The following is a 22,259-nucleotide window of genomic DNA, read 5'->3' as shown; positions in this document are numbered from 1 at the left end:
AGCGGATTTGGCTATAGTGCGCGCTCTTTCCGAAGGCAGGGGCGTAAGCGGATGAGCGATGTGAAAGTGGGGATCATCATGGGCAGCCAGTCAGACTGGCCTACGATGAAAGAGGCCGCCGATATTCTGGATGAACTGGGTATCGCCTATGAGGCGCGCATCGTCTCGGCCCACCGTACGCCGGACCGCTTGTGGGACTACGGCAAGACTGCTGTATCACGGGGTCTGCAGGTGATCATCGCAGGCGCGGGTGGCGCTGCGCATTTGCCCGGCATGATGGCCTCGAAAACCCGCGTGCCGGTGATTGGTGTTCCGGTGCAGACACGCGCCCTTTCGGGTGTGGATTCGCTTTATTCCATCGTGCAGATGCCCAAGGGCTTTCCCGTCGCGACGATGGCCATCGGTTCGGCCGGCGGGGCCAATGCGGGGCTGATGGCGGCGGGCATTCTGGCGCTACAGGATTCGGCCCTGGCGGATCGGCTGGATGCCTGGCGCGACGTGCTGTCCGCCTCGATCCCGGAAGAGCCTGAAAGATGAGCCGCATCGGCATCATCGGCACGGGTCACATAGCGGCACCAATCGCGCGGCTGATGGCCGCGAAAGGGCATGAGCTTCACGTCACCGAGCGCAATGCGCAGGTCTCCTCGGCCCTGCAGGCCGAGCTTGGGGTCGGCGTTCGCACCCCGCAAGAGGTGATTGACGCGTCCGACATCGTGTTCCTCTGCCTGCGTCCGCAGATTGCGGCAGACGTTCTGGCCCCGCTGAATTTTCGCGCAGATCAGCAGATCGTTTCGGTAATGGCAGCCGTGTCCGAGGTTCAGCTCGCCACGCTCTGCGCACCTGCATCAGATTTCGTGCAAACCATCCCGCTGGGGTTCCTGCAAACTGGCGGATGCCCGTTGGCAGCTTATGGCAACGACCGCTTGCTGGCTGATCTGTTCGCGCCTGAAAACCCCGTTGTGAAAGTCGCTGACGAGGCAGCGCTGAACGCTCATTTCGCCATTTGCGCCATGGTGCCGGGACTTCTGGACCTGTTGGCAACCGGGGCAGATTGGCTGGCCGATCAGACCGGTGACAAGGACGGGGCTGAATTCTACACCACGCAGCTCATGTCGGGCTTTCTTGCAACCATGCACAAAGGGCAAGCGGGCCAGTTGGCGACCGAGCGTGACGCCCTTGCGACTGACGGCACGCTGAGCCTTCAGATGACAGACACCTTGCAGTCCGAGGGGGCGCATGATGCATTGCGCACCGCTCTGACCGCGATTGGCAAACGATTGGAGACGTGACGATGGCAGATATGCTCACCCCCGGTGCAACGATCGGGATCTTGGGCGGTGGCCAGCTGGGCCGCATGCTGTCGGTCGCAGCAGCGCGGCTGGGGTTCAAGACCCATATCTTCGAGCCCGGCGCCAACCCGCCCGCCGGTCAGGTGGCGGACCGCGTTACAACCGCTGCCTATGACGATGAAGACGCGCTGAAGGCCTTTGCCGATTCAGCGGACGTGATCACCTATGAGTTCGAAAACATCCCGACCGAAGCGCTGGATCTGCTGGAGGCACACCGCCCAATCCGCCCCGGTCGTGAGGCGCTGCGGGTCAGTCAGGACCGGCTGACTGAAAAGACGTTTCTGCAAGGGCTGGGGTTGAAAACCGCACCCTTCGCCGACATTACCGATCTGAACAGTCTGCGCGGCGCGATTGATGAGATCGGCACCCCCGCCATCCTGAAAACCCGTCGCTTTGGCTATGACGGCAAGGGTCAGGCCCGGCTGCGCGCGCCCGAAGGCGCCGAGACGGCCTTGGCCGACATGGCCGGTGCGCCGTCCATACTGGAAGGGTTCGTCGACTTCAGCCATGAGGTCTCGGTCATCGCGGCGCGTGGTCTGGACGGTCAGGTTGCCTGCTTCGATCCGGGTGAGAATGTCCATCGCGACGGCATCCTGCACACAACCACGGTTCCGGCGCGCCTGTCTCCGGCCCAGCGGACGGATGCAGTCTTGCTGGCGGCCAATATTCTGAATGCGCTGGATTATGTGGGCGTGATGGGGGTTGAGCTGTTCGTGACGCCGCAAGGTCTGATCGTCAACGAAATCGCACCACGGGTGCATAACTCGGGCCACTGGACGCAGAATGGTTGCGCCGTGGGCCAGTTCGAGCAACATATTCGCGCTGTCGCGGGCTGGCCTCTGGGTGATGGCCAGCGCCATTCTGACGTGGTGATGGAAAACCTGATCGGACACGATATGGACCGCGTGCCCGATCTGGCACGCGAGCGCGATGTGGCGCTGCATCTTTATGGCAAAGCCGAGGTGAAGGCGGGCCGGAAGATGGGTCATTTCAACCGGGTGATGCGCTGATGGTAATCGCGCATTCTGCGCGATGCCTCCGGCAGAAGTATTTTTTGCGCTGGGGTCGCTTAGCCGATGAAGCGAGCGGCGATATCGCCGGCCATATGGCTGACGCGCCCGTTCGTCATGGTGGCGGCGACGCGATGGGTTTCTGCCTCCAAAATGACCAGATCGGCGCGTTTTCCGGGCTCCAGCGTGCCTCGATCCGTTAATCCCATCACCCGCGCCGGGCCGGACGATACCAGCCCCCAAGCGCTCTCAATATCCAGCAGGCCGGATTTGGCCAGCATCAGCGCGGCACGGCGCGGACTTGGGTAGTGATAATCCGAGGCCAGCGCATCGCACAGCCCCATGGCAATCAGATCCAACGCGCTGGCATTGCCCTTATGGGACCCTCCGCGCACGACATTGGGTGACCCCAGTATGATATGGTCACCGCCCGCACGAGCCGCCTCGGCGGCCTCGAGCGTTTCCGGGAACTCGGCAATACCAACTCCGCGCGCGCGCCAACCAAGTCGGTCTTGCGTTGTGGCATCGTCATGGCTGCCCATGCGAATACCACGTTCAGAAAGAGTGGCGCATATGCTGTCCAGCGCAGCAGGCACTTCCGGCCCGCGCCTGTGCATGGATTGCAGCATTTCCAGATGTATCTCGGGGCTGCGCCCCGCTTTCAACGCCTGCCCCGTCAAACGCGGCGGAGTGCGCCCCTGCGCCAGCCGGTCATGCGGGAGGTGGTCATTGAAGACCACGTAAGGAACGCGCCATTCCGCGATCCGAGTGGGCAGATTTTCGTAATCGTCCAGCATGTGTGTTTCGAACCGAAGCTGAGGGATCAGCTCGGTAACGGCATTCCCGTTCACCGACGCGATTGCCGCAAAGACCTGCGCTGCAAATTCAGGTCCACGCACCCCGCCTTCCCAGCTGTAAAACTGCGCCATCACGGCGGTTGTTATCCCGTTGGCAGCAAGCTCTGCCTCGGCTGCAAGGATGCCTTCGTTCATCTGCTTCATCGCGCCGCGCCGCGGGGCAATATGCCGTTCGAATCCGTCACCGTGCAGATCGATGATACCCGGCAACACAAGATATCCAGACAGGTCGATCCGTCGCCCTGCCCCGCCACCTTGTACAACGCCATCTGCAATCGCCAGATCAGCACGTGACAATCCTGCGCCCGGCAACAAGACCTCTGTCCCGGTGAACGTCAGTTCCAATGAAGTCATCGGGTGGTCTCCGAGTCGGGTTCCGAGCAATCCTGCCCGATACAGATCTGATCAATGATGTCCTCGACCCCGTCGAGCCACGTGATCTCGGGGTCGAATTGTCCGAATTCGATAAAGTGAAGAGACTGCGCCATGACCTGCGGGTTGTTCATCATGAAAGTATGGGTCACCGGCAAAACGATATGATCGGCCATGCCTTCAACCTTTGTGGTCTCGATCGAAACCTTGCCGTCGTCCCGGCCGTCAATCAGGGACGAAAACACCGGGTTCAGAGAGTTTTCACCGGCAATTACCCCAAGATCGAAATTCACCGGTGGCAGGCGGCGCGGAATCCCTTCGGGGCCGGTTCCCAGGGCCAGCCCGGCCGGGCCATTTAACAGCCCGAAAACTTCCCAGGCCCCAAGCTCATCCACCAGCTGACTGCCCTGATTGGGCGGCCCGAGCATCACCACGCGGCCAAGATTTTCCGGCGTGTGATCCTGAAGCCAATAGCGCAACAGGATACCACCCATCGAATGCGCCACCACGTTCACCGTGTCTTCCCCACAGGCCGCAAAAGCATCCGGCAGAGTTTGCTTGGCAAGTTCGGGAATAGGCAGGTCCGTCGACGGGTACCCGGGCCTGACCACAGTGTAGTCATGAGCCTTGAACAGCTGCTCCATCACCGTGAATGACGCCTCGGTACGCGCCAGACCGTGCAGCAGCACAACGCATTTGGCCTGCACAATGGCGGGTACGAGGCATAGCAGGAGGGCAATCAGAAACTTCATGACCCGCCAGATAAGCGCTATCGCGGGTTGAGGGAACCCCTAGCCCCGGTTCAGGCGCACCACGGCCAGCGCAATACCGCCCAGAACAAGGCCCGCACCCAGCACCAAGCGCAAGCTGGCCACTTCGCCCAACAACGCTACGCCCGCAGCGATGGCGATGATGGGAACGCTCAGTTGCACGATGGCGGCCACTGCGGGGGCCAGTTGCGGCAACACGCGGTACCACAGCGCGTAGCCCATGCCAGAGGTCACGCCACCCGACAGCGCAGCAAGACCATAGCCCACTGCCGTCATGTGCCACCCACCCCCCAAAACAAGCAGAGACACCCCGGTGATCGGCAGCGCCACCACGAAGTTGGCTGCCGTTCCGGACAAAGCATCCGGTTCGGATCGCCCGATGATCGTGTAAATCGCCCAGCCGATCCCGGCAGCGGCCATCAGGCCAGCGCCCAAAGGATCGACCCGTACGGCACCAGCGGGCCAAAGCACATAGGCCAACCCACCCAGCGCAATGACCGCCCCCAAAACCTGCCGGTTTGTGGGTGCCGCACCGGAAACGGTCCCGATCGTGAACATGGTGATCTGAACCACGCCGAACAGGATCAGCGCCCCCAACCCTGCATCAAGCGTCAAATACGCGACTGAAAACCCGATCATATACAGCGACAGCGACCCTGCCCCAGCCAATCGCCGGCGACTAAGGATCGGGATCGAGCCGCCTCTGAGCCACACCAATGCAGCCAGCACCGCGGCACCAGACAACACCCGAACCACAGCGAACCCTGCGGGATCACCGGCACCGCTGTCGACCGCCAGCCGGTTCAGGATCGAATTCGCCGCAAAGGCGCACATGGTCAAGGCAGTTAGCAGAAACAGTCGCATATCAACGGCATAACGATTCCCCGGCCACTTGCACACTCACATTCCCGAATGCTGTAATGCCCGAGTTTCCTCTATTCAAAAATAATTCTACCAGAGGCGTGTCCGTAAATCCGGCATTCAAAACGAAACGGGGCCGCCCGAAGGCGACCCCGTCGATAAGCACACGGGCTCGAGCAGCTTACATCATGCCGCCCATGCCGCCCATGTCGGGCATGCCGCCTGCGGCAGGTGCGTCTTTCTGCGGCTTGTCAGCAACCATCGCTTCGGTGGTGACCAGCAGACCAGCAACCGATGCCGCGTCTTCCAGAGCAGTACGGACAACTTTGGCCGGGTCGATGACGCCGAACGAGAACATGTCGCCATATTCTTCGGTCTGTGCGTTGAAGCCGAATGCTGCGTCAGCGGATTCACGGACCTTGCCCGCAACAACCGCGCCGTCAACACCTGCGTTCTCGGCGATCTGGCGCAGCGGCGCTTCGATAGCTTTGCGAACGATGTTAATACCGGCGTTCTGGTCAGCGTTTGCACCTTCCAGCGATTCCAGTGCTTTACCGGCCTGAACCAGAGCAACACCGCCGCCCACAACAACGCCTTCCTGAACAGCAGCGCGTGTTGCGTTCAGAGCATCGTCCACACGGTCCTTACGCTCTTTCACTTCAACTTCGGTCATGCCGCCGACGCGGATCACGGCAACACCGCCTGCCAGTTTGGCAACGCGCTCTTGCAGCTTCTCACGGTCGTAATCCGACGAGGTTTCTTCGATCTGGGTACGGATCTGAGCAACACGTGCTTCGATCTCGGCTTTCTCGCCAGCACCGTCGACGATGGTGGTTTCATCTTTGGTGATTTCGATTTTCTTGGCGGTGCCCAGCATGTCCATGGTGACGGACTCGAGCTTCATGCCCAGATCTTCGCTGATGACCTGACCGCCGGTCAGGATTGCGATGTCCTGCAGCATGGCTTTGCGGCGATCGCCGAAGCCCGGTGCTTTGACAGCAGCAATTTTCAGGCCGCCGCGCAGTTTGTTGACCACGAGGGTCGCCAGCGCTTCGCCTTCAACGTCTTCCGCGATGATCAGCAGCGGCTTTTGCGACTGGATCACCTGCTCGAGCAGCGGAACCATCGGCTGCAGCGAGGACAGTTTCTTTTCGTGCAGCAGGATCATGCAGTCGTCGAGTTCTGCGATCATCTTGTCTGCGTTGGTCACGAAGTAAGGCGACAGGTAGCCACGGTCGAACTGCATACCTTCGACAACATCGGTCTCGGTTTCCAGACCTTTGTTTTCTTCGACGGTGATAACGCCTTCGTTGCCAACCTTCTGCATCGCGTCTGCGATCTGCTGGCCAATCTCGGCTTCGCCGTTGGCCGAGATGGTGCCGACCTGAGCAACTTCTGCCGAGTCTTTGACTTCGCGCGAAGCCGACTTGATGCCTTCAACAACCTTAGCGGTTGCCAGGTCGATGCCGCGCTTCAGGTCCATCGGGTTCAGGCCCGCTGCAACCTGCTTCAGGCCTTCGCGAACGATGGCCTGAGCCAGAACGGTTGCGGTGGTAGTGCCGTCGCCGGCTTCGTCATTGGTGCGGCTGGCGACTTCTTTCACCATCTGCGCGCCCATGTTTTCGAACTTGTCTTCCAGTTCGATTTCCTTGGCAACCGAAACACCGTCTTTGGTGATGCGCGGCGCGCCGAAGGATTTGTCCAGAACCACGTTGCGGCCTTTGGGGCCCAGGGTCACTTTAACAGCATCGGCCAGGATGTTCACACCTGCCAGCATGCGGTTACGGGCATCGGTGTCGAACTTGACGTCCTTTGCAGCCATGTCGTTTCTCCTTGAGAAAATGTATTGGAATGAAGATCAGAGAAAGCAGGCGCTTACTCGATGATCCCCATGATGTCGCTTTCTTTCATCATCAGCAGCTCTTCGCCGTTGACCTGGACCTCGGTGCCCGACCATTTGCCGAACAGGATCTTGTCGCCAGCTTTTACAGCCATCGCGATCAGCTCGCCGCTGTCCTTGCGCGCGCCTTCGCCGGTTGCGACGACTTCGCCTTCGCTGGGCTTTTCTTTTGCGCTGTCGGGAATGATCAGGCCGCCTGCGGTTTTCTCTTCGCTTTCTACGCGACGGACCAGCACACGGTCATGAAGCGGTTTCAATGCCATCTTTGCAGCTCCTTGGGCTCAAAGTTTGTTTATCCTTCCCCCGCCCTGTGACGAGGCATTAGCACTCAGGTCACCCGAGTGATAACGACGCATAGCTAGGGAGTTCAAAACCCCGAGTCAACAAGCTGTGATGGATTTTTTAACTCGCACACTCAATCGGGCTGATCCCAGCTATAGGCCCAGTGTTTCAAACCCTCTTGCCCGGCCTTGGACAGGCAATAGACGCCTTTCTCGACCTTGCCGAACCAGCCATAATGGTTTTCCCGCATCAGACGAGTGGCCGAGGGCACTCCGGTCGCCTTCGCGACCTCAGCCCCCTTCGTGGCACCGTTTTCCGCCAGATGCGCGGCACATTTCAGCGCATCCTGACGATAGGCCGTGACGATCCCATGTCGCGTGGCCCCACCCGCATTCGGATCGCCCTGCAGCCGATCGAATTCGCGCAGCAGACGTGCCACCTTGACCTTGTTCTTGCGCGGCGCGTAGGGGCCCGGGTCACATTGAATTTCGACCGCACCATCCGCGCGCACGGTGATCAGCCCCAGCCCCAGACGCCGACAAAGCGCAAGATTGTCCTTCAAAGCCCGACGCGCGCTGCGCCCGGTCGGCTTGCAGACCCCCATATACACCTGATCTGTCAATTTCAGCCGGGCAACCGCCTGATGGAACAGCGCAAGGCTGAACCGCAGCTTGAGTTCGACGATCACAGGCTCCTCGCCATCGCGCACCGCGACGATATCCGCAGCGCCCACCTCTCCTTTCACGGCATAACCCTGCCGTTCCAGCATCGCTTTGATTGGGGGATAAAGATCCTGCTCGCGCTTCATGCCGCCATGCTATGCAGTTTCGCGCGGATTGCCAGCCGTCAACGTACAAGCGCATTGCGTCTCCACGAGACACAAGGATAAGTCTTGCGTTGATAGACTTAAGAAAGAGATTCAATGCGCCTGTTCAGCCTCTGCCTTTGCCTCTTGCTGCCAATCACGGCCCACGCGGCCTGTGAAGGGCGCGATCTGAGGCTCGATCTCGCGCCGGAAACCAAAGCCGCGCTGGAACAGAGCCTCAGCACCATTCCCTTTCCCGATGGCAATCACTGGATCGCCCGCAAAGGCGACACGGTGCTGCATCTGATCGGCACCTTGCACACCAACGACCCTCGCATGGGGCCGGTTGTTGAACGGCTGACACCAATCCTCAGCACCGCAGATGCGTTTTACTTTGAGATCACCAAATCCGAAATGGACGCGTTCGAGCGGGATCTGGCCAATGATTTCAGCCCGGTGCTGATTACCTCGGGCCCCACGTTAGTCGATTTGATGCCCGAAGAAGACTGGGCCGCTCTCTCCGCCACCCTGGCCGAGCGCGGCATCCCCAGTTGGATGGCCGCCAAGATGCGCCCCTGGTTTCTGAGCATGATGCTGGGCGTTCCGCCCTGCCTAATGTCCACACCGGATTTTGATCGCGGAATGGACACCCGCCTGACAGAACTGGCCGAAGCGCGCGGCATCCCGCAATACTCGCTGGAGCGGATTGAAGACTTGATTGCCATGTTCGACAGCCACTCACTGGAAGAACAGGTTGCCTCACTCTCCCGGCTCGCTGGTGCGCTGCAGGCCGGAGATGATCAGATGATCACAATGGCCAATGCCTATTTCGAAGAGCAGCACGCATGGGTCATCGAGTTTGCCAAGCTTGAAGGGCTTGAAGCCTCGGGACTGTCGCGCGAAGAATTCGATGCCGAATGGGAAAGCTTCGAAGACCAGCTTCTGGTGCAGCGCAACGCCAACTGGATGCAGAAGATTCTGGAATTGAAAGATCAGACGGCCGTCATTGCCGTCGGGGCTGGCCATCTGAACAATCACTACGGCTTGCTGAACCAGCTACAGGAAGCCGGATACACATTGGAACGTGCGCCGTTTTGATATTTCAGACCAAGGGTCGCAGCAGGCCCGCTTGCGGGTGACAAGCCACAAACACCGCCCTATAAGGCGCGCAAATCCACATTCCTCAGGACGCTGACATGACAATCCAAGTTTTTGGCCACAAATCCCCCGATACCGATTCAACCGGCTCGCCCATCCTGTGGGCCTGGTACCTGAACGAAGTCAAAGGCGAAAAGGCCGAGGCCGTGCTGTTGGGGGAACCCAACACCGAAGCCAACTTCATGCTGCAGCGCTGGGACCTGCCCAAGCCGCAGATCATCGAGGACGTGGCCGAGGGTGCTCCGGTCGTAATCGTGGACACCAACAACCCGGCCGAACTGCCCGCCAGCATCAACGGCGCCGACATCCGCGCCATTATCGACCACCACAAGCTGGTTGGCGGACTGGAAACCAAGGGCCCGATCGACATCACCGTGCGCCCGCTGGCCTGTACAGCGACCATCATGATCGACCTGATCGGTGACGATGCCGCCAAAATGCCCGACGCTGTCAAAGGCGCGGCGCTGACCTGCATCCTGTCGGATACGCTCGAATTCCGCTCGCCCACCACCACCCCGCACGACCGCGCTGTGGCCGAGAAACTGGCCGCCGATCTGGGTCTCGACGTCTCGGCCTATGCCGCCGACATGTTCGCGGCGAAATCGGATGTCTCGTCGTTCTCGGACGCGGAACTGATCCGCATGGACAGTAAGGAATACGAGGTCGACGGCACCAAGTTCCGTGTCTCTGTGCTTGAAACCACTGCCCCGGGTGTCGTTCTGGATCGCAAGGACAGCCTCGCAGCCTCGATGGTAGACGTAGCCGGAGAAGACGGTGTCGATCAGGTTCTTCTCTTCGTCGTCGACATTTTGAATGAAGAGGCCACGCTGCTGGTTCCCAACGATCTGGTAAAAGGCGTCGCTGAAAAGAGCTTTGGCGCATCGGTCGACGGAGACTCGGTGGTCCTGCCCGGCATCATGAGCCGGAAAAAGCAGATCATCCCAAACCTCAAGGTTTGATCCATACCCTTAAGGCGCCCCAAGCGGGCGCCTTTCTCTTTGCGAGGCTCTGCCTCGCGCTCCGGGATATTTAGAGCCAGATGAAGCAGGGGCTCCCAACTTCATCTGGCTCTAAATATCTCGGGGGAGTCGCCCGAAGGGCGGCGGGGGCAGCGCCCCCTCTGGCCATTCAAGGCCAGCTCTGCCATAGGCTTGGGTAACTCGCCATCCCTGTCACATGAGGGGCCCATGACCCAAATCATCTCTTCCCTTGCCGAAATCTCTGACCGCTACAAGGCCCTGTTCGTCGATTTGTGGGGGTGCGTACACAATGGCATCACCGCCTATCCCGAGGCGGTGGCAGCTTTGCAGGCCTATCGGCAGAAGGGTGGTGTTGTGGTGTTGGTCACGAACTCTCCCAAGCCGCGCGCAGGGGTGGGTGAGCAACTGTCGCAATTCAATGTTCCACGAGACGCCTATGACACGATTGCGACCAGCGGAGACTCGGCCCGCTCGGCGATGTATCGCGGCGCGGTCGGGGAAAAGGTCTATTTCATGGGAGAATGGGACCGGGATGCCGGATTTTTCGAGCCGCTAAAAATTCTGGACCACCCTATTCATATTGAACGGGTCCCTCTGGATGAAGCCGAAGGCATCGTATGCTGCGGCCCATTTGATACGATGGCCGATCCGGCGGTAAATCGGCCCGATTTCCTCTTTGCCAAGCAAAAGGGCATGAAATTGCTCTGCGCCAATCCCGATATCGTCGTTGACCGGGGCGAGGTACGTGAATGGTGTGCGGGCGCATTGGCGCAGCTTTATACCGAGATGGGGGGCGAGAGCCTTTATTTCGGAAAACCCCACCCCCCGATCTATGATCTGGCGCGCCGCAGACTGATCGAACTTGGCGTCGACATCGGCGATTCCGAGATTCTGGCCATCGGCGATGGGCCTCAAACCGATATCGCAGGCGGGATGGGTGAAGGTATAGATACGCTGTTCATCACTGGCGGATTGGCAGCGGCAGAGACCAAAACGTCGCACCACCCGGATGAAGATGCCCTAAGATCGCATAACGAAAAAGAAAATATCAGCCCAACCTTCTCGATTGGCCGCTTGCGCTGATCAGAAAAAGCTTGATTTTCTGCAGTTGCGAAGTAATAAAGTTGCCACAGGGCTGCTTTAGATGATCTTTTGTTGCCCAAGCGATTCGAACGAGGGCAGCATGTTGGATAACCTTCCGCGCGGAACGATTTGTATCGAAGACATCGAAATGGGCATGACCCGGCACCTGCGCAAAGTGGTGACGGACGAGGATATCGAGATGTTTGCCCAGGTGTCGACGGATCGCAATCCGGTGCATCTGGACGACGACTATGCCCGCGACACGATCTTCGAGGGGCGCATTGCGCATGGCATGCTGACCGCTGGCCTGATCTCTGCCGTGATTGGTGAGCAACTGCCCGGCCATGGCACCGTCTACATGGGGCAATCGCTGAAATTCCTCGCCCCGGTACGCCCCGGAGACATGGTCTATGCCGAAGTCAAGGTGACCGACATCGATTTTGCCAAGCGCCGTGTGAAACTGGATTGCCATTGCGCGGTCGATGGCAAGAAGGTGCTGGTGGGTGAAGCGATGGTGCTTGCCCCAAGCCGGAAGTTCGACTGATCCACATCCGACTCCGATCTGCCGCTTGAACCTGCCGGGCAGTCCCGCTAGGCACTCTTCATGCAGATCATACGTGACTTTCAGTTTGTCGAGCCAGAAGACCGTGGCGCCAGTGTCGCGATTGGGAACTTTGACGGGGTCCATCTTGGACACCAATCCGTCATTGAATTGGCACGCAGTGCTGAACCCGAGGCTCCGCTGGGCGTCATGACGTTCGAACCGCATCCGCGTGAATATTTCGCACCGGACGCCCCACCCTTTCGCCTGATGCGGGGTAACGCGCGCGCGCACCGGCTGCAGAAGCTGGGGGTACGGAAGCTGTATGAGTTGCCGTTCAACGCGGCCCTGGCCGGGCTGACACCGGAAGAGTTTGCGCGCAATGTAATCTGCGACGGGCTGGCGCTGGCGCATGTGGTCGTCGGTGCTGATTTCTGCTTTGGCAAAGGGCGCAGTGGTACGCCGCAGGACCTGCAGCGGTTCGGCGATGAGATGGGATTTGGCGTCACGATTGCCCCCTTGATGGAGCGGTCAGAGAATGTGGTCTCATCCACCGCGATCCGGACAGCCTTGACCGAAGGCCGCCCTCGGGATGCCGCTGCAATGCTGGGTCATTGGCATCGCATCGAAGGCGAAGTTGTCGGAGGTGAACAACGCGGTCGCGAACTGGGCTTCCCAACCGCCAATATGTCGATCGAAGGGCTGCACCCGCCAAGGTTCGGGGTCTATGCGGTGTTGGTCGATGTTCTGGATGGCCCGCATCAGGGCAGCTATCGCGGTGCTGCATCAGTGGGGACGCGTCCAATGTTCCATGGGGAAGTTCCCAATATCGAAACTTTCCTGTTTGATTTTTCGGGCGATCTTTATGGCGCAACCCTCTCGGTCGGGTTGGTGGATTATCTGCGTCCCGAGATGACGTTCGATGGCCTTGACGGGCTGATCGCTCAGATGAACGACGATTGCGCCCGCGCCCGAGAGATTCTGGCCGCTCAATGACCAAAGACCCTATCGATCGAAACGGGCTGACCCCGCGTTTCTGGGAACGCAAGCCGCTGCAGAAGATGAACCCGCGCGAGTGGGAAGCGCTGTGCGACGGTTGCGGTAAATGCTGCCTCAACAAGCTTGAGGACGAAGATACGGGTGAGGTCGCCCTGACCTGCGTTGCCTGCCGTCTGCTGGATGACGAATCCTGCCGCTGCACGCAGTACGACATTCGGCATCAGTTCGTGCCCGAATGTATCGTGATGCGCCCCGATAACATCGACAGCCACGCCTATTGGTTGCCTCAGACCTGCGCCTATCGGCTGCTGTGGGAAGGCAAACCTCTTTTCGGCTGGCACCCGTTGCTGTCTGGTACGCCCGATAGCGTTCATGCCGCAGGCGTATCCGTGCAGGGACGTACCGTGTCCGAATTCGAAACCCCCTTGGAAGAGTGGGAAGATTACATCATTGAGGAGCCGAGCTGATGCATTTTGCCTCTGACAATTCCGGGCCTGTTCACCCGGAGGTTCTGGCCGCGTTGACCGAGGCCAATCAGGGCTATCAGATGGCCTATGGCGCTGATGTGCTGATGAATGAGGTGCGCGACCGCATCCGGGGTATCTTCGAGGCCCCCGGTGCGGCGGTGTATCTGGTGGCGACGGGAACAGCGGCGAATTCATTGGCTCTGGCCACGCTTTCGCAGCCGTGGCAGACGGTGTTCTGTTCGCCTGTGGCGCATATCCACGAAGACGAATGCAATGCGCCCGAGTTTTACAGCGGCGCCAAGCTGACCCTCGTGCCCGGCGGCGACAAGATGACGCCCGAGGCTTTGCGGCAATCCATCGAAGGTGAAGAAACCCGTGGCGTGCATGGGCCACAGCGCGGGCCAGTTTCGATCACTCAGGTGACCGAGCGCGGGTCGGTCTATTCGCTGGAAGAACTGGATGCGCTGTGTGGTGTCGCCAAGGGCTATGGCCTTCCTGTTCATATGGATGGCGCCCGGTTCACCAATGCTCTGGTCGCGCTGAACTGTTCCCCGGCCGAGATGACATGGAAAGCCGGTGTGGATGCGGTCAGCTTTGGCGGCACCAAGAACGGGTTGATGGGGGTCGAGGCCGTGGTGTTCTTCGACGAAAGCAAAGCCTGGGAATTCGAGCTGCGCCGTAAGCGCGGGGCGCATCTGTTTTCCAAACACCGTTACCTGTCGGCGCAGATGGCCGCTTATCTGCGGGATGATCTGTGGCTGCGCTCGGCGCGTCAGGCGAACGCCAACTGCGCGCGTCTTGCGAATGGGTTGCGGGCGGCTGGGGCTGCGTTTCTGCATGAACCGCAGGCCAACATGATCTTTGCAAGCTTCCCGCGCGGCCTGCATCGCAGATTGCACGATGCGGGGGCAGTGTATCACTTGTGGGGCGATACGCTGGATGGCACCAATGAGGACGAAATGCTGGCGTGCCGCCTTGTATGCGACTGGTCCACCTCGCCGGATCAGATCGACCAGTTTCTGTCATTATTATAGGGGGTTGGGGGACTCTGCCCCCGGCGCAGCAAGCTGCGCCTCCCCCGGGATATTTTGGGCCATATGAAGCAGGCGGGTTTGGTTTAACCCTTTAGCGTTGCGAGATGGCGGTCGAGGTCTTCGAGGCGGTCCTGGCCCCAGAATCTTTGGTCGTCCGGTGTGATGTAGAATGGGGCGCCGAAGACGCCGCGATCCACAGCTTCCTCCAGGTTTGCCGAATAGGTTTCTGCACCGGCCAGTAGGCCGGTATCGGCCAGCTTCGGGTCAAACCCGGCTTGGGATAGGCATTCTCGGATCACGCTGTCTTCGGCGATGTCTTTCTCTTCCGCCCAGCAGGCACGCAGGAAAGAGTGGCAAAGTTGACCCAGATCACCCTGCCCGTCCTGTGCCGCCGCGATGATCGCGTAAGAGGACGGCGCTGCGTTGGTTGGCCAATGCGCCGGTTGCAGGTTGAACTCCATGCCAAGATTGCCGGACTGGCGCAGCAGTTCCTGCGCGCGGTATTCGATGCGCGAGATATGGCGATCCTTGGGCGGGGTGCCCCCGGTTCTGCCAAACAATGCGATGATATCGAGCGGTTTGTAGTTGATCGTTGCGCCATGTTTGGTGGCGACCTCCTCAAGCCGTGTGCCCGCCAGATAGGAATAGGGCGAAATTGTCGCAAAATAGTAGTCAATCTGGGTCATGTGCACTTTCTCCGCTGCGTTATCTAGGCGGGACGGTAAGGCCATGCTAAGCGGTGTCAACATCACGAATCTGTCACATTGCCATTGCTGCCCGGGGAAAATCAGCCGATGCCGACACTGCACGAACCCAAGCTTATCGCTGGGAACGCGAACCTTCCGCTTGCCCAAACCATCGCCCGCCGTATGAGCCTGCATCGCGGTGTCGATCAGGGTCTGGTCGAGGCCCGGGTCGAACGGTTCAATGACGGCGAGATTTTTGTCGAAGTCTTCGAGAATGTGCGCGGCGAGGATATGTTTATCATCCAGCCGACCTCGAACCCGGCCAATGACAATCTGATGGAGCTGTTGATCATTGCAGACGCCCTGCGCCGGTCTTCGGCGCAGCGGATCACTGCGGTAATCCCCTATTTCGGCTATGCCCGCCAGGACCGCCGTACCAAGGCGCGGACGCCGATTTCTGCCAAGCTGGTGGCCAACATGCTGACCGGGGCAGGGATCGAACGTATCCTGACCATGGATCTGCACGCGGCGCAGATTCAGGGCTTCTTTGATATGCCTGTCGACAACCTCTATGCCTCGCCGATCTTTGCACTGGATGTGAAGAAGCAGTTCAAGGATCAGATGGACGATCTGATGGTGGTCTCGCCCGATGTCGGCGGTGTGGCCCGCGCCCGCGAACTGGCCAAGCGCATCAACGCACCGTTGTCGATCGTCGACAAACGCCGCGAAAAGGCCGGAGAAGTCGCCGAGATGACCGTGATCGGCGACGTGAAGGACAAAATCTGTCTGATCGTCGACGACATCTGCGACACCGCCGGTACGCTCTGCAAGGCGGCTCAGGTGTTGATCGACAACGGCGCTAAGGAAGTGCATTCCTACATCACGCATGGCGTCATGAGCGGCCCTGCAGTTGAGCGTGTAACCAATTCAGTCATGAAATCTCTGGTCCTGTCCGATACGATCCAGCCCACGGCCGAAATCGAAAAAGCGCCGAATATCCGGATCGTGCCTACCGCACCGATCTTTACTCAGGCGATCCTGAACATCTGGAACGGGACCAGCGTGTCATCTCTGTTCGAGGACAAGACACTGACGCCGATCTACGAGTCGCTCTACCATATGGACTAAGCGTTACGGAGACCAATTAACGTGACCAAACAAACACGCATCGTACTGTCCAGCGACCATGCCGCGATTGAATTGCGGCAGACCATCGCCAACCGGCTTTCCGGGCTAGGCTGGGAAGTTGTCGATATCGGCCCGACGACACCCGAAAGCACGCACTACCCGCTGCACGGCAAGGCCGCGGCCGAGGCGGTTGCTTCGGGCGATTGCCAGTTGGGTATCATCCTTTGTGGCACAGGACAGGGCATCATGATGGCCGCCAACAAGGTGCCGGGTATCCGTTGTGGCGTATGCTCGGACGCATTCTCGGCCCGGATGATCCGCCAGCACAACAACGCCAACATGCTGTCCATCGGCGCGCGCGTCGTGGGCGAGGGTCAGGCACTGGACATCGTGGATGCGTTTCTGGGGGCCGAGTTTGAAGGCGGCCGCCACGCGACACGGGTCGACATGATCGAGGCGCAGGACGGTTAGATACCGTCCTGATGCCGCTCAGGAAATCGTCCAGTCATCCGCGTGGGCGACCTCACCGATGGCCGTCCAGGCCACGCGGATACGGGCAATGCGGGTATCAGACCAGGTTCGGAACACGGCTGTAAACCCCTCGGGTGTGATGTGCTCGGCACTCACCTCGGCGCGCAGCGCGGATGAGGTATCCACATCCCACAGGGAAATACCCACCTGAACGATGGGGGGCGTGCAGAATGTGTCACTGAACCGAACCTGCGTGCGACGTTCGCGTGGGCCTTCACCGGTCCACATATCGCCGCCGTCGGCGAACTCGGAAAACAGCACCTCTTCGCCCTGATCGATGCCAATGGGGTGGGTTAGAAATTTCTTCATTCTGTCATCATTGTTCTTCAATTTCCGCAGGTTATCCCGGCTTTCCGACAAAATCACGACAAAAAAACGGCCCCGCAGATGCGAGGCCGTTCAAATCTTGAACTGTTGTGCCTATTACAGGCTCATATGCGTCCCAAGCGCTTCCATATCGGCCAGTAGCTTGGCCGCGTCGTCGACGATGGTCTGATCGTCACCGGCTTTGGCAGCCTCGTGCGAGGCGCGAGCCTCGGCGATCAGGTCGTCCAGATGCGTCCGTGTCACTTCCGCCACCGGAATGGCCTTTTCGGCCAGAACCGACAGGCTGTCGCCGTTGATCTGGGCAAACCCGCCGGTGACCAGGTATTCGCTGGACCCTTCGGGTGCCTCAACCTTCAGCAGACCGGGGCGCAGCGTGGTGATAGTGGGGGCATGATCGGGCATTGCCGTCATGTCCCCGTCCGCGCCGGGAATCTGGACCGCGGTGGCCGCGAGCGAAGCAAGGCTCCGCTCGGGGCTGACGAGGTCGAATTGCATCGTGTTTGCCATCAGGGATACTCCTTAGGCGGCTTCTGCTGCCATCTTCTCGGCTTTGGCGATCACTTCTTCGATGCCGCCAACCATCAGGAAGGCCGCTTCGGGCAGGTGATCGTATTCGCCAGCGACAACCGCTTTGAACGAGGCGATGGTCACGTCCAGAGGAACCTGAACGCCCGGCGAACCGGTGAAGACTTCGGCCACGTCGAACGGCTGCGACAGGAAGCGTTCGATCTTACGGGCACGGGCCACGGTCAGTTTGTCTTCTTCCGACAGTTCGTCCATGCCGAGGATGGCGATGATGTCCTGCAGCGACTTGTAGCGCTGGAGGATCTGCTGAACGTCGGTCGCAACCTTGTAGTGCTCTTCACCAACGATGGCCGGGTCGAGCAGACGCGAGGTCGAGTCGAGCGGGTCAACGGCCGGGTAAATACCCTTTTCCGAGATCGCACGGTTAAGAACGGTGGTCGCGTCCAAGTGAGCAAACGAAGTTGCCGGCGCAGGGTCGGTAAGGTCGTCCGCAGGCACGTAGATCGCCTGCACCGAGGTGATCGAGCCCGATTTGGTCGAGGTGATGCGTTCCTGCAGAGCGCCCATGTCGGTGGCCAGCGTCGGCTGGTAGCCCACCGCCGAAGGAATACGACCCAGCAGAGCCGAAACCTCGGAGCCCGCCTGCGTGAAGCGGAAGATGTTGTCGACAAAGAACAGAACGTCGGTACCGGACTGGTCGCGGAACTGCTCGGCCAGAGTCAGACCGGTCAGAGCAACACGCGCACGCGCACCCGGAGGTTCGTTCATCTGACCGTAAACCAGGGCCACCTGCGATTCCGACAGGTTGTCCGGCTTGATAACGTTCGATTCGATCATCTCGTGGTACAGGTCGTTGCCTTCACGGGTCCGTTCACCAACGCCCGCGAACACCGAGAAGCCCGAGTGCACTTTTGCGATGTTGTTGATCAGTTCCATGATCAGAACGGTTTTGCCAACGCCGGCGCCGCCGAACAGGCCAATTTTACCGCCTTTGGCGTAGGGGGCCAGCAGGTCAACGACCTTGATGCCGGTGACCAGAACTTCCGACTCGGTCGACTGTTCGTCGAAGGTCGGTGCAGGCTGGTGGATCGCGCGGGCCTCAGACGCTTCAACCGGGCCTTTTTCGTCGATCGGCTCGCCGACGACGTTCAGGATGCGGCCCAGAGTAGCATTACCGACCGGAACCGAGATCGGTGCGCCGGTGTCGGTTACTTCCTCGCCACGGACCAGACCTTCGGTCGCGTCCATCGCGATGGTGCGGACGGTGTTTTCACCCAGGTGCTGAGCAACTTCCAACACCAGGCGCTTGCCGTTGTTGGTGGTTTCCAGCGCGTTCAGAATTTCAGGCAGCTGATCTTCGAAGTGCACGTCGACGACGGCCCCGATGATCTGTGTGACTTTGCCTTTTGCATTCGCCATGTTTCGTCTCCGGTATGTCTCTACAGCGCTTCGGCGCCGGAAATAATTTCAATCAGCTCGTTGGTGATCACGGCCTGACGCGAGCGGTTGAACTGGATCGTCAGCTTGTCGATCATTTCACCCGCATTGCGTGTCGCGTTGTCCATTGCGGACATCCGTGCACCCTGTTCAGACGCTCCGTTTTCGAGCAGAGCCGAGAAGATCGCGGTGGCAACCCCCTTGGGCAGCAGATCGGCCAGAATGGCCTCTTCGCTGGGCTCGTAGTCGAATACCGCACCGCTGTCGTCACCTGCCGCTTCGTCTTCGAACGAGGCGGGGATGACCTGCTGTGCCGTCGGTATCTGGGTCACAACGTTGACGAACTTCGAGTAGAAGATCGTGGCAACGTCGAACTCACCCCCGTCGAAACGAGACAGGACGTCCTTGGCGATGTCTTGCGCGTTGGAATACCCCAGACGCTTGACCTCGCTCAGGTCGATATGTCCAACGAACAGATCGCCAAAATCACGCTTGAGCGCGTCGCGGCCTTTTTTGCCGACGGTCAGAGCCTTGACCGTCTTGCCTTTGGCACGCAGCTCGTCCGCCTTTTGACGGGCCAGCTTGGCGATGTTCGAGTTGAAGCCGCCGCACAGGCCGCGTTCAGCTGTCATGACAACCAGCAGATGGACATCATCACTGCCCGTACCCCGGAGCAGCTTGGGGGCGCTGTCGCTGCCCCCGACCGAAACCGCCAGCCCGGCCATCACGGCATTGAACCGCTCGGCATAGGGACGCGAGGCTTCGGCAGATTCCTGGGCGCGGCGCAGTTTTGCTGCCGCGACCATCTGCATGGCCTTGGTGATCTTGCGGGTCGATTTGACCGACTCGATCCTGTTTTTAAGGTCCTTCAGACTAGGCATCGGAACCCCCTATCAAGCGAAGGTCGCGGCGTATTCGTCGATCGCTGCCTTGAGTTTGTCTGCAGCCTCACCTTTGATCTTCGGATCTTCGTCGGTGATCCACTTCAGCAGGTCAGCATGTTTGCCGCGCAGGTGTGACAGCAGACCGGCCTCATAGCGGCCAACGTCAGAAACTTCGATTTTGTCGAGGTAACCGTTGGTGCCTGCGAAGATGACGCAGACGATTTCCGCGTTGGTCAGCGGCGAGTACTGCGGCTGTTTCATCAGCTCGGTCAGACGCGCACCACGGTTCAGCAGCTGCTGAGTTGCGGCGTCGAGGTCCGAACCAAACTGCGCAAAGGCCGCCATTTCGCGGTACTGCGCCAGTTCCAGTTTAACCGGACCAGCAACCGATTTCATCGCATCGGTCTGAGCCGAAGAGCCCACACGCGAAACCGACAGACCGGTGTTCACAGCAGGACGGATACCTTGGTAGAACAGTTCGGTTTCCAGGAAGATCTGACCGTCGGTGATCGAAATCACGTTGGTCGGAATAAACGCCGAAACGTCACCACCCTGAGTTTCGATAACCGGCAGAGCCGTCAGCGAGCCTGCACCGAAGTCTTCGTTCAGCTTCGCCGAACGCTCCAGCAGACGCGAGTGGAGGTAGAAAACGTCGCCAGGATAGGCTTCACGTCCGGGCGGACGACGCAGCAGCAGCGACATCTGGCGATAAGACACAGCCTGTTTCGACAGGTCATCATAGATGATCAGCGCGTGGCGGCCGTTGTCACGGAAGTATTCAGCCATCGCGGTTGCGGCGTAAGGTGCCAGGAACTGCATCGGTGCCGGGTCGGACGCAGTTGCAGCCACAACGATCGAGTAATCGATCGCGCCGGACTCTTCCAGCTTCTTCACCAGCTGCGCAACGGTCGAACGCTTCTGACCGATGGCAACATAAACGCAGTACAGTTTCTTCGACTCGTCGTCGCCTGCTGCGTCGTTATAGGTTTTCTGGTTCAGGATCGCGTCCAGAGCAACGGCGGTCTTACCGGTCTGACGGTCACCAATGATCAGTTCCCGCTGGCCACGGCCAATCGGGATCATCGCGTCGACCGATTTCAGGCCGGTTGCCATCGGCTCGTGCACCGATTTACGCGGGATGATGCCGGGGGCCTTGACGTCTGCAACGCCACGCTTGGAGGCGTTGATCGGGCCTTTGCCGTCCAGCGGGTTGCCCAGACCGTCAACAACGCGGCCCAGCAGCTCGTCACCGATCGGAACGTCCACGATCGAGTTGGTGCGCTTAACAGTGTCACCTTCTTTGATGTCACGGTCGGAACCGAAGATAACGACACCGACGTTGTCGCTTTCCAGGTTCAGCGCCATGCCCATGATGCCACCGGGGAATTCGACCATTTCGCCCGCTTGCACGTTGTCCAGGCCGTATACACGGGCAATCCCGTCACCGACGCTCAGCACGCGGCCGATCTCGGCCACTTCGGCTTCCTGACCAAAATTCTTGATCTGGTCCTTCAGGATTGCAGAAATCTCTGCAGCTTGGATTCCCATTTATCCGACCTCTTTCATTGCATTCTGTAGGGAGTTGAGCTTCGAACGGATCGAGCTATCGATCATTTTCGAGCCCACTTTAACGACAAGACCGCCGATGAGGCTTTCATCAACGGTCGCATTTATTGTCACGGTCTTGCCCACACGCTCGGACAGCGTCTTGGACAGTTTATCCAGTTGTGTCTTGGTCAGCGCCTTGGCCGAGGCGACATCGGCGGTCACTTCGCCACGCTCTTCGGCCAGCATGTCGCGCAGAACCTGAACCAGTTGCGGCACCACGAACAGGCGGCGTTTCTGCGCCATCAAACCCAGCGTGTTGCGCAGGATGGCGTTCAGGCCCATCTTGTCTGCAATCGCAGTGATTGCGCCTTCCTGCTCGGCGCGGGACACCAGCGGCGAGGCGATCAGGTCGCGCAGTTCGGCGCTGTCGCCCAGTGCGGATGCCAGATCATTGATGCCGGATTCCAGACCTGCGAGGTCATTGTTCTCTTTTGCGATCTCGAAGATCGCGGTGGCATAGCGCTCGGCGATGCCTGTGGAGATCGAAGCTGGTTCGGACACGTCCACCCTTTCGATATTTGAGGCCCCGAATTTGCTGGAGTGGCTACCCCGGGGGCGTGAAGAAACCCCGTCCTTTTAGGGCGGGGATCAAAATCACCGGGGATGTAGCAGAGGTGTTCCAACCAAGCAATATACTATAGCGGTAACAGATTTATCCACAAAAT

General features: G+C 59.6%; 25 protein-coding genes. 12 read left to right on the top strand and 13 right to left on the bottom strand.

Features of this window, described 5'->3' with window-relative positions:
- Positions 1-51: 51 nt before the first annotated feature.
- From purE to ACR0K9_RS05955, 3 genes are read left to right on the top strand one after another with little or no spacing between them, the layout of a single operon-like run.
- Positions 52-537 carry a 5-(carboxyamino)imidazole ribonucleotide mutase gene (purE, locus tag ACR0K9_RS05965; RefSeq protein ID WP_480821538.1) on the top strand — a complete coding sequence of 162 codons (486 nt, stop codon included), beginning with the start codon at positions 52-54 and terminating at the stop codon, positions 535-537.
- A complete protein-coding gene (locus ACR0K9_RS05960) occupies positions 534-1,289 on the top strand; it encodes an NAD(P)-binding domain-containing protein (protein ID WP_480821536.1) in 756 nt (251 codons plus the stop codon). Before purE ends, ACR0K9_RS05960 begins: the two co-directional genes overlap by 4 nt.
- A gap of 2 nt (positions 1,290-1,291) precedes the next feature.
- On the top strand, positions 1,292-2,359 hold the full coding sequence (locus ACR0K9_RS05955) for a 5-(carboxyamino)imidazole ribonucleotide synthase (protein WP_480821534.1): 1,068 nt from the start codon (positions 1,292-1,294) through the stop codon (positions 2,357-2,359).
- A gap of 59 nt (positions 2,360-2,418) precedes the next feature.
- Here ACR0K9_RS05955 and ACR0K9_RS05950 read toward each other — a convergent pair whose 3' ends face one another.
- The 6 genes from ACR0K9_RS05950 to ACR0K9_RS05925 form a co-directional block, all read right to left on the bottom strand.
- Entirely contained in the window at positions 2,419-3,570 is a 1,152-nt protein-coding gene (locus ACR0K9_RS05950) for an alpha-D-ribose 1-methylphosphonate 5-triphosphate diphosphatase (protein WP_480821532.1), read from the bottom strand.
- Positions 3,567-4,340, bottom strand: a complete 774-nt coding sequence (locus tag ACR0K9_RS05945) for an alpha/beta fold hydrolase (protein ID WP_480821530.1) — start codon at positions 4,338-4,340, stop codon at positions 3,567-3,569. The genes ACR0K9_RS05950 and ACR0K9_RS05945 overlap by 4 nt, the downstream gene beginning before the upstream one ends.
- A gap of 39 nt (positions 4,341-4,379) precedes the next feature.
- Complete coding sequence (locus ACR0K9_RS05940) at positions 4,380-5,222, bottom strand: DMT family transporter (RefSeq protein ID WP_480821528.1); 843 nt, start codon at positions 5,220-5,222, stop codon at positions 4,380-4,382.
- A 178-nt stretch (positions 5,223-5,400) separates the two neighbouring features.
- Complete coding sequence (groL, locus tag ACR0K9_RS05935) at positions 5,401-7,041, bottom strand: chaperonin GroEL (RefSeq protein ID WP_480821526.1); 1,641 nt, start codon at positions 7,039-7,041, stop codon at positions 5,401-5,403.
- Between the two features lie 53 nt (positions 7,042-7,094).
- Entirely contained in the window at positions 7,095-7,382 is a 288-nt protein-coding gene (groES, locus tag ACR0K9_RS05930; RefSeq protein WP_010441779.1) for a co-chaperone GroES, read from the bottom strand.
- 152 nt (positions 7,383-7,534) lie between these two features.
- Positions 7,535-8,209 (bottom strand): DUF2161 domain-containing phosphodiesterase, encoded by a 675-nt coding sequence (locus ACR0K9_RS05925; protein ID WP_480821524.1) that lies wholly within the window; start codon positions 8,207-8,209, stop codon positions 7,535-7,537.
- Positions 8,210-8,323: 114 nt separating this feature from the next.
- Here ACR0K9_RS05925 and ACR0K9_RS05920 point away from each other — a divergent pair, with 114 nt between their 5' ends.
- The 7 genes from ACR0K9_RS05920 to ACR0K9_RS05890 all read left to right on the top strand — a co-directional run bounded on the left by ACR0K9_RS05920 (position 8,324) and on the right by ACR0K9_RS05890 (position 14,468).
- Positions 8,324-9,304, top strand: a complete 981-nt coding sequence (locus ACR0K9_RS05920) for a TraB/GumN family protein (RefSeq protein WP_480821522.1) — start codon at positions 8,324-8,326, stop codon at positions 9,302-9,304.
- A gap of 98 nt (positions 9,305-9,402) precedes the next feature.
- Positions 9,403-10,323: a manganese-dependent inorganic pyrophosphatase gene (locus ACR0K9_RS05915; protein WP_480821520.1), complete on the top strand. Its 921-nt coding sequence runs from the start codon at positions 9,403-9,405 to the stop codon at positions 10,321-10,323.
- A 228-nt stretch (positions 10,324-10,551) separates the two neighbouring features.
- Positions 10,552-11,427, top strand: a complete 876-nt coding sequence (locus ACR0K9_RS05910; RefSeq protein ID WP_480821518.1) for a TIGR01459 family HAD-type hydrolase — start codon at positions 10,552-10,554, stop codon at positions 11,425-11,427.
- Between the two features lie 100 nt (positions 11,428-11,527).
- The gene (locus tag ACR0K9_RS05905; protein WP_480530403.1) at positions 11,528-11,971 is read left to right on the top strand and encodes a MaoC family dehydratase; all 444 of its coding nucleotides are present in this window, start codon (positions 11,528-11,530) and stop codon (positions 11,969-11,971) included.
- A 60-nt stretch (positions 11,972-12,031) separates the two neighbouring features.
- Positions 12,032-12,964 carry a bifunctional riboflavin kinase/FAD synthetase gene (locus tag ACR0K9_RS05900; RefSeq protein ID WP_480821516.1) on the top strand — a complete coding sequence of 311 codons (933 nt, stop codon included), beginning with the start codon at positions 12,032-12,034 and terminating at the stop codon, positions 12,962-12,964.
- Positions 12,961-13,434 carry a YcgN family cysteine cluster protein gene (locus ACR0K9_RS05895; protein ID WP_480821514.1) on the top strand — a complete coding sequence of 158 codons (474 nt, stop codon included), beginning with the start codon at positions 12,961-12,963 and terminating at the stop codon, positions 13,432-13,434. The genes ACR0K9_RS05900 and ACR0K9_RS05895 overlap by 4 nt, the downstream gene beginning before the upstream one ends.
- Positions 13,434-14,468, top strand: a complete 1,035-nt coding sequence (locus ACR0K9_RS05890; protein WP_480530409.1) for a threonine aldolase family protein — start codon at positions 13,434-13,436, stop codon at positions 14,466-14,468. The genes ACR0K9_RS05895 and ACR0K9_RS05890 overlap by 1 nt, the downstream gene beginning before the upstream one ends.
- Positions 14,469-14,551: 83 nt before the next feature.
- Here the strand turns inward: ACR0K9_RS05890 and ACR0K9_RS05885 are convergent, their stop codons facing one another.
- Positions 14,552-15,154 (bottom strand): DsbA family protein, encoded by a 603-nt coding sequence (locus ACR0K9_RS05885; RefSeq protein ID WP_480530411.1) that lies wholly within the window; start codon positions 15,152-15,154, stop codon positions 14,552-14,554.
- Between the two features lie 108 nt (positions 15,155-15,262).
- On the opposite strand from ACR0K9_RS05885, the gene ACR0K9_RS05880 reads away from it, so the two are divergent.
- On the top strand, positions 15,263-16,282 hold the full coding sequence (locus ACR0K9_RS05880; RefSeq protein ID WP_480530413.1) for a ribose-phosphate pyrophosphokinase: 1,020 nt from the start codon (positions 15,263-15,265) through the stop codon (positions 16,280-16,282).
- A gap of 21 nt (positions 16,283-16,303) precedes the next feature.
- The gene (rpiB, locus tag ACR0K9_RS05875) at positions 16,304-16,753 is read left to right on the top strand and encodes a ribose 5-phosphate isomerase B (RefSeq protein WP_480530415.1); all 450 of its coding nucleotides are present in this window, start codon (positions 16,304-16,306) and stop codon (positions 16,751-16,753) included.
- A gap of 18 nt (positions 16,754-16,771) precedes the next feature.
- Here rpiB and ACR0K9_RS05870 read toward each other — a convergent pair whose 3' ends face one another.
- The 6 genes from ACR0K9_RS05870 to ACR0K9_RS05845 all read right to left on the bottom strand — a co-directional run bounded on the left by ACR0K9_RS05870 (position 16,772) and on the right by ACR0K9_RS05845 (position 22,095).
- Positions 16,772-17,122: an H-type lectin domain-containing protein gene (locus tag ACR0K9_RS05870; RefSeq protein WP_480821512.1), complete on the bottom strand. Its 351-nt coding sequence runs from the start codon at positions 17,120-17,122 to the stop codon at positions 16,772-16,774.
- Between the two features lie 114 nt (positions 17,123-17,236).
- Positions 17,237-17,647, bottom strand: coding sequence for a F0F1 ATP synthase subunit epsilon (locus tag ACR0K9_RS05865; protein WP_480530419.1), 411 nt, complete (start codon positions 17,645-17,647; stop codon positions 17,237-17,239).
- Between the two features lie 12 nt (positions 17,648-17,659).
- Complete coding sequence (gene atpD / locus ACR0K9_RS05860) at positions 17,660-19,084, bottom strand: F0F1 ATP synthase subunit beta (protein WP_480821510.1); 1,425 nt, start codon at positions 19,082-19,084, stop codon at positions 17,660-17,662.
- A gap of 20 nt (positions 19,085-19,104) precedes the next feature.
- Positions 19,105-19,983, bottom strand: coding sequence for a F0F1 ATP synthase subunit gamma (locus ACR0K9_RS05855; RefSeq protein ID WP_480821508.1), 879 nt, complete (start codon positions 19,981-19,983; stop codon positions 19,105-19,107).
- A gap of 12 nt (positions 19,984-19,995) precedes the next feature.
- Positions 19,996-21,534, bottom strand: coding sequence for a F0F1 ATP synthase subunit alpha (atpA, locus tag ACR0K9_RS05850; protein ID WP_480821506.1), 1,539 nt, complete (start codon positions 21,532-21,534; stop codon positions 19,996-19,998).
- The gene (locus ACR0K9_RS05845; RefSeq protein WP_480530427.1) at positions 21,535-22,095 is read right to left on the bottom strand and encodes a F0F1 ATP synthase subunit delta; all 561 of its coding nucleotides are present in this window, start codon (positions 22,093-22,095) and stop codon (positions 21,535-21,537) included.
- Positions 22,096-22,259 lie beyond the last annotated feature (164 nt).

The sequence above is a fragment of the Ruegeria sp. L12 genome (genome assembly GCF_056531745.1).
This window is presented reverse-complemented; position numbering and strand designations above follow the sequence as displayed.